A 12,132-nucleotide genomic window follows, 5' to 3' on the forward strand; every position below is an offset into this window, starting at 1 on the left:
AAATATATTCACGGTAAACCCAAGAACTCATCTGGCAAATAAAGTGTCGATCTAAATTCTCAACCACTTTCACACCTTAGTTGTAGCTGTCGTTAGTGGCAAGCGAATCTTAAAAGAACTACCAAAATCTAACTTAGATTCAACACTAATCTCGCCACCATATGAAGAGACTAAATTTCTCACAATGGCTAGACCGAGACCAGTACCATCTTTACGCGTGGTAAAAAAAGGTTCAAACAGCCGGATGCAAGTGGCTTCCGACATGCCACAACCCACATCTTTAATTTCAATTTCTAATGCAGACGTATCAACTGATAGACTACATACCACATTCTGTCCTGATACTGATGCTTGCAGTGCATTTTCAAGTAAATTAGCAATCGCACCAGAAAACTCTCTGGCATTTACTTTTGTCCATACCGGCATACCCAAGCCAAGCCAATGTAATACCACTTTTTTAGCGTCAAATTGAGGCTGCACATGCTGAATTGCATCAAGTAATACGGCACTGATATCTAAACGCTCAGTAAATTGTTGCTGCCCACGAACAAAACGCAGCATATTTTGAATCAAGACCTCTAGATGCCGCAGGCGCTCTAATGATTTTTGAGCAAATCGAATGCGATCTTCACTACTTAGATCAGTCCGAACTAAGTGCCCACTATAAAGAAGAGCTGTTGCCAATGGTGTGCGTAATTGATGTGCTAAACCAGCAGCCATTTCACCCATTTCGACCAAACGCTGATGCCGACTTAATGCTCGACGCATTTCTGTAGCAGCGGTCACGTCATGCAATAAAACCAATCGAATCCCCTCTTCGGGCACATCAACTTCTTCTAAAAGAAGATGCCGTGCATTATCCCCACTTTGGTACTCTAAAACGCCGGGCTCGTCAGTCGCTTGCATTTGCTCAGCCATGACCACTGACCAATTGAATCGATGATCACTGCGTCCTAATAACTTTTTTGCTGCCGCATTTTGCGTCAATACATCACCGCATTGATCCAATTCTAAAACGCCTGCGGGTAATCGATCTAACAATAAGCTGAGACGCCGCGACAATGCTGACTTCTCCTCAAACTCACGCCGTAAATTACCATTTGCAACCTCTAGCTGTTCAGTAAGAGTAGTAACCTGATCTTGTAATTCTGCATAAGCAATTGATAGTTGCTCTGATGCAGCGGTAAATAATGCAAAAGCTTGTTCTAAATTTTTAGGATCAATGACTTCATGGTTTAAACTCATCAGATAACACTCTTGTCGTCAGCATAGTTATGCATTATAAAGATTTTAGATTACAGACCTTAATACAAAAAAACAAACCAAGTAAGCATACTGAAAACCAAAGCTTTTAAAAATAAATTGGTTTTAAGGCTTTATATTTAGAGCTCTAAGCCGATAATGCTATATTCAATCACCCGTAGCCTCTGGGAGTAAAGTCGTGTCAGACCTTCTAAAAAATATCGACGCCCGTACGAAATTGGCAGGGACCAATAAATTAGAAATTTTACTCTTCACTCTGGGCCTAGATCAAAGATCAGGCCGAAGAGAAACTTTTGGTATCAATGTATTTAAAGTTAGAGAAGTAATGCGAACGCCAGAAATCACTCAGGCTCCTGATATGCCGTCTTCAGTAGAAGGCATGGTTAGCTTACGAGGTGTTCTTGTTCCGGTTATTGATTTAGCAAAATACGCTGGTATATCGACAGAAAGCAAACCAGAGATTATGGTTGTTTCAGAATACAATGGCCATACTCAAGGCTTTTTAGTAGAAGCTGTTGATACTATCTTACGCTTAGATTGGTCCGTCATGCGAGTACCTCCTGACATGCTCACAATGCAAATGGGAGGGCTAGTTACGGCAGTAACGGAATTAGAAAACGGCAAGCTAGTTATGATGCTTGATGTTGAAAAAGTACTTGCAGAGACCACTCAAAAGAGCAACATTATTGATACGGCAGCAGTAATTTGTGACTCAAGTATCAGTCATAAAACAGTATTTTTTGCCGATGACTCCTTAGTTGCACGTAGCCAAATAGAACAGACCCTAGATGCAATGAATGTGCATCATATGCACGCAATAAATGGCAAACGCGCATGGGAAGATCTACTTAAGCTAGCCAAGTCGGCTGAAGTGCAAGGAAAAATGGTTAAAGACTTATTGCACTTAGTATTAACTGACGTTGAAATGCCAGAAATGGATGGCTACATGCTCACCAAGCAAATCAAAAGTGATCCTCGTTTTGCTGGTATTCCAGTGTTGATGCATTCATCACTATCGGGTCTATCCAATCAAAAGTTAGGGCAATCTGTTGGGGTTGATGGTTATGTTGCGAAATTTGAGCCACATAAACTATCAGAAAGTATCACGAATTTTTTGCGTCGCGAATAATCGCAAAAACACCAGGCTGAGGTGACTTATGAGCAAACCACAACAAACTAACTTACTTGATACCGTAGATGCTCGCACAAAGCTTGCGGGATCAAACAAAATGGAAATTCTGCTTTTTTCATTAGGAACACGAGAAATATTTGGGATTAATGTTTTTAAGGTGCGTGAAGTTTCGCAAACACCAAAAATAACAAAAACGCCAAATATGCCGCACGGCGTCGAAGGCGTCCTTTCTTTGCGTGGCAATATTATTCCTGTCATTTCATTGGCCCGTTTTATTGCGACACATGAAGAGCCGATCGGTGACACATCAAGCACAATGATTGTGACTGAATTTTCAAAGCATACTCAAGCATTTTTGGTTCATGATGTAGATCGAATTATTCGAGTGGACTGGGATAAAGTACGCGCGCCAGAAACAATGCTAGCTGGAAATCAAGCATTGATAACTGCAATTACTGAGTTACCTGATGGAAAATTGGTTTCCATTCTGGATGTTGAACAAATTTTAGCTACCGTGATTGGAGAGCCTTTAATTCCTGAGCTACCGCCAACACAAATAAATCCAGATACATTTATGTTTTTTGTTGATGATTCAATGGTTGCACGCAAAGAAATTATTAGTGTTCTCGACAAAATAGGTATTAAGTATCATCAAGCCAATAATGGTAAAGAAGCGTGGGATAAACTACAGAATTTAGCCAATAGAGCAGTTCATGATGGCGAAAATTTGCGAGACAAACTAAAATTAATATTAGTAGATGCTGAAATGCCTGAAATGGATGGGTATGTGCTGACTAAGTATATAAAATCAGATCATCGTTTTAAAGGTATTCCAGTGGTAATGCACTCTTCTCTCTCATCTAATGCCAATCGTGCAATGGGTGCAAGCGTAGGTGTCGATGCTTATGTTGCTAAATTTGATGCACTCATTTTAGCCGACACTCTTTCCCCGATGTTGAGTAGCCAAGGCTAAGTCAACATCTTCGTAACAAAATATTATATGCGTATATCAATTGCGATAACGCAGCTGGAGTGAAGTTATGGCAGATCAGAACATGCGCTTTCTCGTGGTAGATGATTTTTCTACCATGCGTCGCATCGTCCGAAATCTTCTAAAGGAGCTTGGATTTACCAATGTGGATGAAGCAGAAGATGGACAAGTTGCACTGCATAAATTAAAAAATGGTCAATTTGAGTTCGTGGTGACCGATTGGAACATGCCCAATATGACCGGTATTGAATTATTAAGAGCGATTAGAGCCGATGCTCAGCTCAAACATTTACCTGTATTGATGGTGACTGCAGAAGCAAAAAAAGAAAATATTATCGAGGCAGCAACAGCAGGAGCTAGCGGTTATGTTGTGAAACCTTTTACAGCAGCCACACTGGATGAAAAGCTGAAGAAAATTTTTGTCAACATGGCAAAATAATTTTTCACAATACATTAGATAACAATCAGTAGGAGGCACTGTGAGCGATAATGCATTAAAAAATGGGGACTCTCCCGACCTTGAGGCACTTTTTGATAGCATTTTGGAGTCAAGCCAAGAAGTATCCTCATCAGTAGCCTCGATCTCCAACGACCAAGAGGACTCACAGTCATTGATGGCGGAACCTGCCAAATCGATGTTTTCCCACATTGGTCAAATCACACGCAAACTACATGACACATTGCGCGAGCTTGGCTTAGATAAGTCCTTAGAGTCTGCAGCGGCATCGATTCCTGATGCTCGTGACCGACTGTCCTATGTCGCAACAATGACGGAACAAGCGGCAGAACGAACTCTTAATGCGCTAGATATCGCTAAACCATTGCAGGACAATATTACTGAAAGCTCAAAAAAACTATCCTTACAATGGGATAGATTTTTTAATAAACAACTCAGCATTGATGAATTTAAGTCCCTTGTTGAACAAACAAGAACGCACTTATCGACCACAGCTCAGCAATCAGAAGAAGTGAGCGCTCAAATGCTTGAAATCATGATGGCACAAGACTTCCAGGACTTAACCGGTCAAGTGATTAAACGTGTTTTGACGATGGCTAAAGATATGGAAAGTCATCTACTCGACTTTCTGCTTATGTTTAATCCACAAGGAACCACAAAAGTGGAAGAAAATAGCTTACTCAATGGTCCTGTTATTACAACCGAAGGAAGAACCGATATTGTAACTAACCAAGAACAGGTTGATGACCTCTTGGAAAGCCTCGGTTTCTAAGTCTTATTACCGCGTATAAGGGGTATATCATGAGTGTTTTCGGCGGAATGGAAGACCTATTACAGGATTTCTTAACTGAATCTTCAGAATTGTTATCTGAAGTCGACAATAAGTTAGTTGAGCTAGAAAAACGCCCAGATGATAAAGCGTTACTCAATGATATTTTTCGCGGGTTCCATACCATTAAAGGTGGAGCAGGCTTTTTAAATGTAGACTCCATGGTGAGCTTATGCCACAGAACAGAAAATCTTTTTGACAAACTTCGTAATGCCGAGCTTACGTTAAATCCAGAGATTATGGACGAAATTTTAGCCGCAACAGGCGTAGTACGTGAAATGTTTGGTGAAATGTCACAGGGTCGTCAACCTGCCCCCGCTGATCCAGCACTACTTAAAGCTTTAGATGATGTATTAGAAGGCAGAAGCAGTAATGCCTCTTCTGCCATACTAGAAAGCCCACCAACCGTACCTTCCGTTTTAGTCGTGACGGAAAACAAGTCAGAACATGACTGGAAAAATTTGTATGATGTCTTACTCGATGAAAAAGGAGTGACCACTCAAGCGACTACTGAGCAATCATCCAGAGATATTGAAGTAATCAGCGTAGAACTGAATGAAGTCTTGACCCAGCCCTCTGCAATGCTAGAACCAATGCAAAGCCTAAAGCCCGCTGCGGCAACAAACAACGCACGCCCTCAAGCCAATACACAACAACTTGCAACGCAAGAAACAACTATCCGAATTGATACAGTTCGCTTGGATCAAGTATTAAATTTATCCGGTGAAATTGGCCTCACAAAAAATAGGTTGACCACTTTGCGTGCAGACATTATGTCTGGAAAAATGGATAGCATTACGCTCAAAGCGCTTGATGAAGCAATTGGTCAACTCGACTTGCTTGTTGGTGACTTACAAAATGCCGTGATGAAAACACGAATGCAGCCAATCGGTCGCCTATTCCAAAAGTATCCGCGTCTAGCTCGTGACTTGGCTCGTCAAATGGGAAAAGACGTTGAACTCGTTATATCAGGAGAAGAAACAGAGCTCGACAAAACGATGCTTGAAGATCTCAATGATCCTTTAGTGCATTTAGTACGCAATGCTGTTGATCATGGTGTTGAAACGACTGAAGAGCGCATTGCTAGTGGTAAGCCAGCCAAAGCGGTGGTTGAGTTAACTGCAACCCAAGTGGGCGATCATATTCGAATTGAAATTATTGATGATGGGCGAGGCATGCGCCCTGATGTAATTCGTAGAAAGGCAATTGAAAAAGGTTTAATTGACATCGAAACAGCAAATAGCCTCGATGATAAACAAAGCTTACAACTGATTTTTCTTCCTGGGTTTTCGACTAAAGATCAAATTTCAAGTGTATCAGGACGTGGTGTTGGTATGGATGTCGTTAAAACGAACATTCAAAAATTAAATGGCCGCGTTGATATTCAATCTGCTGTTGGTGAGGGCTCCCGCTTCACTATTTCTCTGCCATTAACCCTCGCAATTTTACCTGTACTCGTTGTAAAAGTATGCGATCAGCCTTTTGCTGTGCCATTAGCGATGGTTAGGGAGATTATTACCATTCGCCAAGAGCATGTACAAGAAGTATCAGGAAGAGCAACAATAGTCGTCCGTGACGAAATTTTATCGGTACGCTCTCTAGCCAACTTGATTGGTTGGGAAGAAGTTCAATTACCGCAATTTGGCGTTTTAATGCAATCTGCGGAGCATTCATTTATTCTTGCTGTAGACAGCTTCATCGGTCGAGATGATGTAGTCATTAAACCACTACAAAATATCCGCCCTAAAGGAGTCGCAGGTGCAACCTTATCAGGAGATGGCTCAATCGTGTTAGTTCTTGATATGGAAGATCTACTGGCCTCTGATACAGCAGAAACATCAGCAATAAAAACCTCTCGTTTTATCGAGCAATTTGTCTAATAAAAATTGACATAAAATTATTCCAACGAACTAGGAGCATGGCATTTAGCCTGTTACCAGAATATGACGCAAGAACATGCATTTATTGGACGTCAGCCCATCCTGAATCGCCAGCAACAAATTATTGGTTATGAACTATTGTTTCGCTTAAATCAAGAGGCTATTTCTGCTGAATTTTCAAGTGATATGCATGCTGGTACAAACGTATTGGTAAACACAATATCTAATATGGGTACAGATTGGCTAGTTGGCAATAAGTTAGCATTTATTAACGTCGCCGAGTCAATGCTTGAAAGTAATTTTCTAGAACTATTACAGCCTCAGCGCGTCATTTTAGAAATTGTTGAGACCACACAGCCTACTGAAGATTTGTTAAATCGCTTACGTGATTTACGTGCACAAGGTTTTGGTATTGCGTTAGATGACTTTGTGCTAACCCCCCAAACAGCATCAATGATTGAATTTTCTAATTATATCAAATTAGATATTCAACAGCTGGGTATGGCTCAAGTTCCTATTTTATCAAAAGAATTACGTCGTTTCCCATTACTTCAAGTTGCTGAAAAAGTTGAAACCAAAGACGAATTCATGAAGTGTCTTGATATAGGAATGGATTGCTTTCAAGGATTTTATTTTGCACATCCAGAAACTCTATCTGCAAAAGTAATTAATCCAGGCTATGCAAATATTTTGCAGCTTTTAAATATGTTGCGCAACAATGCTGAAATTAGAGATATCGAAAATGCACTTAAAAGAGATGTCGCACTTTCATTTAAACTTCTTCGCTACATCAATTCAGCAGGCTTTGGACTTTCTTGTGAAATTCAATCATTTCGTCACGCCGTCACTATATTAGGATATCAAAAGCTATATCGTTGGCTTACATTGTTACTCGTTACAGCTGGCGCTGATACTGGCACACCACCTGCACTATTAAAAACGGCAGTTACACGTGGTCGATTAGTTGAATTATTAGGTTCACATCTACTTGATGGACAAGATAAAGATAATCTATTTATCGTAGGCATGTTTTCTTTACTTGATGTATTGCTAGATATGCCAATGGATAAAATATTGGAAACTCTAATTTTACCTGAAAGTGTTACTGATGCATTAATGGAGCGTACTGGCATCTATGGTCCATTTCTTGAACTAGCTGAAGCTTGTGAAGACCCAGAAATGGCAGAAGTACCAAGGTTATGTGAGCAATTGCAAATAACGCCTGAAATGCTTAATCGATCCCACGTTCAAGCACTAAACTGGGTGGAAGAGCTTGGTGTTTAATTTTAAAACCATCTAATAAATATTTAAAAAATAAATGCTCGCTTACTATATTAGTTAAGTGAGCATTTTCATATAAATTTAAAATAAATTAAAGATTAAATAAATCAAAAGTGATTTTAGATTTTTAACTTTATGGGAATATCGTCATAAAAAGATAAACAGAGAAAATCATTAAGTGAACCAAACCTTGCAAAACTGTGGTTCTACCATTACCTAATGATAGAGTTGAAACTATTAATGTAAGTAGCAACAATACTGTTGATTTAGCATCAATGCCAAGCATCAAAGGCCAGCCATTTAAGATTGAAACAATTGCGACAGCGGGTATTGATAAGCCAATACTCGCTAATGCGGAGCCTAATGCTAAGTTTAGGCTAGTTTGTAATCGATTTGATTTTGCTGCACGTAGTGCAGCTAAACCCTCAGGCATCAACACAATTGCTGCGATAATTACACCAACTAATGCTGCTGGTGCACCAATGCCGGCAACACCAGCCTCAATCATAGGAGAAATAGATTTTGCTAGTAAAACAACAGCAATTAAACCAATTAATAACAAACAAGCACTCAAGATCGCAACTTTAGTTGTAGGTGGCACTGCATGAATATCTTCATCACTCACACCTTGTTGTGGTAAAAAATAATCACGATGACGAACCGTTTGTACAAAAATAAAAGTTCCATATAAAACCAAAGAAACTAATGCTACAAATGCTAATTGATTTGAGCTATAAATTGGCCCTGCAACAGTAGTTGTGTAATTAGGTAATATTAGAGTTAAAACTACAATAGCCGCTAGCGTTGATAATGAAGCATTAACACCCAACATACCAAACCGTTGCTCCCCAAAGCGATTTCCTCCAACCAAAAGACACAACCCAACTATACCATTTAGAATAATCATCACCGTAGCAAAAATGGTATCTCGCGCTAATGCAGATGCAGCTTCTCCACCTGTTAGCATTAGCGTCACAATCAAAGCAACTTCAATGGCTGTAATTGCAGCAGCCAGAACTAAAGTCCCAAATGGTTCTCCGACACGATGCGCAACCACTTCAGCATGATGAACCGCAGCCAAAACGCCAAATAATAATCCAATCGACAGCAAAATTAAATACCACTCACCAAAACCAAGCAACTGCCCAAAAAGTAACACACACCCTATGAATGGTGTAGCGATAGTCCATGCAGGCAATTGCATCATCGATTTAATCATTTAGTCAACCTTATAAACTTCAAAAATTTTCTGAACAAAACGTCACTAAAAAACTAATTAGACGAATTAAATTTTACATACTTCCATTGAATAAAATATACAATAGCGCCAACAATCAACCCTGCACATCCAAATAGAAAAATCTTCAAACTAAAATTAGACAAGAGATAAATTGATGCGCATAAAGCCAAAATAGGAATACAGGTCCCACCGGGAATAACAAAACCTGTAGGTAAAGTCTGGTCACTCCTTAGCTTAATAACTGACAATGCAGTTGGTATATATTGTACAAAAGAAGCAAAAACAGCTAAAGATATTAAAAATAAATAATCTCCACTTAAAAGCAACAAAGAGCACAAACAAAAAGTAATAACCAACGCATTAACTGGACGATTATATTTATTTTTTCTACCCATAAATTCAGGTAGCAACTGATGTTGTAATGCAAGTGACGATGCAATCAATGGAACACTAAAAGAAAAAGCTAAAATAACACCACCAATAGAAATTAACATACCAATAACGATTAGATTGTATCCCCAATTACCAACCATTTTTGAAAATGCATCTGCAACAGGTAACGATGAAAATTCTAAATTTTTACCTAGAACACTAATTGAAACTGCCACCAATAAGAAATAGATAACACTACATGTCATAATAACTAAAATCAAAGCTAAAGGAATATTTTTCTGTGGGTTCTTCATTCTTGCTGCAGCAATTGGCAAAAAAGAAAACCCAGTAAACGCATAAAATATAATGCCCAGTGCAGCACCAAATGATGAATAAAAAGAGTCATCCGATACAACTTTAGGCAATAAAAATGGTTTGAAATTATTTATGTCTATAAAAAAAACACCAACAAAAACAAATAAAAAAATAACTATTAACTTAGATACTGATGAGAAATCATTCAATAACCGGCTAAGGCTAACTCCAAAATAATTAACTACAATAAGAAAAATACAAATTAACAAAGCGGATAAATCATATACATAATTATTTTTAAGTTCTGGAAAAAACCCAGCTAAAGCAGTTAAAAATCCAGCTATTTCAGAAGACAGTATAATAATACCCAAAATCCAAGCATAAAATCCAACCTCAAACCCAACAAATCGACCAAATGCTCTGTAGCTATAAATCCATGCCGCGCCATTTTCAGTAAATTTACTAGCTAATTCTGCATAACACAATGCAATAACAAGAACCAGTAGTGATGCAATCAATACAATAGCAATACTAGCAACACCAATTTTTGCATATATCTGATTGGGTAGTAAAAAAATACCTGAACCTATAATTCCATTAATCCCTAACAAAAAAATACTAATAAAACCAATTTTATTATTGATAGCTACTGAACTTTCAGCTGTATTTAACTTTGATTCGACTGGCATTGATCTACCTCACAACACTGATCATCGTTGGCATAGTTTAGTCAAAAATTGTACGTTGCACACAACTTAACTATTTCCTACACCTTCTATTTTCTTGCTAATTTACCAAAGTAGTATTACATCTATGGAAATTTAAAGCAGTAAAAAAAGCACTAAAATTTATTTTTTTAAATGTGTAGTGGTCTAATTCCTGCAGACACCTCGATAGGGCACTATTCATCCTAACGAGGAAAGGTAATCCCCCCACCAAAGGTAATCCCCCCACCAAACCAGCTCATTTTTAAGTAGAATTTTCTCGCAGTCTTTGAGGAGCTTCTACATGAAAGCAGCACGTTATTCTGACAGCCAGATTATGGCGATTTTAAAGCAGGCCGAAGCCGGTTCCACCGTTCCTGATTTATGCCGTGAACACGGTATGAGCTCGGCTTCCTTTTATAAATGGCGCGCGAAGTTTGGCGGCATGGACGTCTCGATGATGACGCGCATGAAAGAGCTGGAGGATGAAAACAAGCGCCTTAAAAAGATGTATATCGAAGCTCAAATGCAGGCAGATATCATCAAGGAAGCCATGTCAAAAAAGTGGTGAAGCCATCTCAGCGGCGTGAGATGGCTCGCTGGGCCGTTGAAACCAAGGCTGTTTCGATTCGTGCAGCTTGTGCTAGCTTTGCGATCAGCACGACTTGTTATCGCTATGTGGCAAAAACTAGACGCAGAAAATGAAAAAATTGCCGATTCGTTACTGCAACTCACCGAAGTTCATCGCAACTGGGGCTTTGGTCTGTGCTTTTTGCATCTACGAAACGTCAAGAAAAAGGGCTGGAATCATAAACGGGTCTATCGGATTTATTGCGATTTAGAATTAAATCTGCGAATTAAGCCTAAAAAACGCTTAGTTCGTGCAACGCCAGCACCATTAGCAGTGCCTGAGAAAATCAATGAAACGTGGTCGATGGATTTTATGAACGACCAATTAGCCGATGGCCGTAGCATTCGCCTGTTTAATGTGATTGATGATTTTAATCGGGAAGGTTTAGCGATTGACGTTGATTTCTCTTTGCCGGCCGAGCGCGTGGTGCGCAGTTTGAATCAAATCATTGAATGGCGAGGCAAGCCCAAACGGATTCGTTCAGATAATGGGCCTGAATATATTAGTCAGTTGCTAAAAAACTGGGCGGAACAACATTCAATTGAATTAGCGTATATTCAGCCGGGCAATCCCCAGCAAAATGCCTATATCGAGCGCTATAATCGGACCGTGCGGCATGAATGGCTGGCTTGCGATGATTTTGAAAGTCTTGCTGAAGTGCAAGAGGTGGCCACGCAATGGCTTTGGAGCTACAACAACGAACGCCCGCACATGGGTTTGGGTGGCATCACCCCGAAACAAAAACTGGCATTACATGCCTGACCTCTACTTTTAAGTGAGCTTAAAAATGGGGGGATTACCGTACGACCTTGGCGTTGGTAAACTTTGCTCAGCGCCTGCTGTTTAAAGTCGTCAGAATACGTGATTTTTTGCATGTTGAAGCCTCTGTTTTTTCAAACCAATAAAAGTTCAGAGGCGACAACTAGTCTGACATAGGGGGGTATCTACGATAGCCCTCCAGCGCATAACCGCCGGACAGCAAAAAGCCCGACTCTTTCGAATCGGGCTTTCTGGTATGGGGAGTCTGGCAATGACCT

At 39.7% G+C, this 12,132-nt stretch carries 9 protein-coding genes and 1 pseudogene; 7 read left to right on the forward strand and 3 right to left on the reverse strand.

The features are described from left to right. Positions 1 to 69 precede the first annotated feature (69 nt). Positions 70 to 1,245 (reverse strand): sensor histidine kinase, encoded by a 1,176-nt coding sequence (locus LG219_RS08025; RefSeq protein ID WP_226763985.1) that lies wholly within the window; start codon positions 1,243 to 1,245, stop codon positions 70 to 72. Positions 1,246 to 1,441: 196 nt separating this feature from the next. Between LG219_RS08025 and LG219_RS08030 the strand changes: the two genes are divergently transcribed. The 6 genes from LG219_RS08030 to LG219_RS08055 all read left to right on the forward strand — a co-directional run bounded on the left by LG219_RS08030 (position 1,442) and on the right by LG219_RS08055 (position 7,836). After that, positions 1,442 to 2,392: a chemotaxis protein gene (locus LG219_RS08030; protein ID WP_226763986.1), complete on the forward strand. Its 951-nt coding sequence runs from the start codon at positions 1,442 to 1,444 to the stop codon at positions 2,390 to 2,392. A gap of 28 nt (positions 2,393 to 2,420) precedes the next feature. Then, on the forward strand, positions 2,421 to 3,368 hold the full coding sequence (locus LG219_RS08035) for a chemotaxis protein (RefSeq protein ID WP_226763987.1): 948 nt from the start codon (positions 2,421 to 2,423) through the stop codon (positions 3,366 to 3,368). A gap of 67 nt (positions 3,369 to 3,435) precedes the next feature. Continuing rightward, the gene (cheY, locus tag LG219_RS08040; protein ID WP_173532170.1) at positions 3,436 to 3,825 is read left to right on the forward strand and encodes a chemotaxis response regulator CheY; all 390 of its coding nucleotides are present in this window, start codon (positions 3,436 to 3,438) and stop codon (positions 3,823 to 3,825) included. Between the two features lie 40 nt (positions 3,826 to 3,865). Next, positions 3,866 to 4,615 (forward strand): protein phosphatase CheZ, encoded by a 750-nt coding sequence (cheZ, locus tag LG219_RS08045; protein ID WP_226763988.1) that lies wholly within the window; start codon positions 3,866 to 3,868, stop codon positions 4,613 to 4,615. Positions 4,616 to 4,644: 29 nt separating this feature from the next. Next, a complete protein-coding gene (locus LG219_RS08050; protein WP_226763989.1) occupies positions 4,645 to 6,552 on the forward strand; it encodes a chemotaxis protein CheA in 1,908 nt (635 codons plus the stop codon). Positions 6,553 to 6,615: 63 nt separating this feature from the next. Further along, the gene (locus tag LG219_RS08055; RefSeq protein WP_226763990.1) at positions 6,616 to 7,836 is read left to right on the forward strand and encodes an EAL and HDOD domain-containing protein; all 1,221 of its coding nucleotides are present in this window, start codon (positions 6,616 to 6,618) and stop codon (positions 7,834 to 7,836) included. A 130-nt stretch (positions 7,837 to 7,966) separates the two neighbouring features. On the opposite strand, the gene LG219_RS08060 is transcribed toward LG219_RS08055, so the two are convergent. Continuing rightward, positions 7,967 to 9,052 carry a calcium:cation antiporter gene (locus tag LG219_RS08060; protein ID WP_226763991.1) on the reverse strand — a complete coding sequence of 362 codons (1,086 nt, stop codon included), beginning with the start codon at positions 9,050 to 9,052 and terminating at the stop codon, positions 7,967 to 7,969. 53 nt (positions 9,053 to 9,105) lie between these two features. Continuing rightward, positions 9,106 to 10,449, reverse strand: a complete 1,344-nt coding sequence (locus LG219_RS08065; protein WP_226763992.1) for an APC family permease — start codon at positions 10,447 to 10,449, stop codon at positions 9,106 to 9,108. Positions 10,450 to 10,768: 319 nt separating this feature from the next. On the opposite strand from LG219_RS08065, the pseudogene LG219_RS08070 reads away from it, so the two are divergent. Then, a pseudogene (locus LG219_RS08070) lies at positions 10,769 to 11,857 on the forward strand (IS3 family transposase). Positions 11,858 to 12,132: the final 275 nt, after the last annotated feature.

Origin of the sequence: Deefgea salmonis, assembly GCF_020531905.1 — a bacterium.
Classification (GTDB): domain Bacteria; phylum Pseudomonadota; class Gammaproteobacteria; order Burkholderiales; family Chitinibacteraceae; genus Deefgea; species Deefgea salmonis.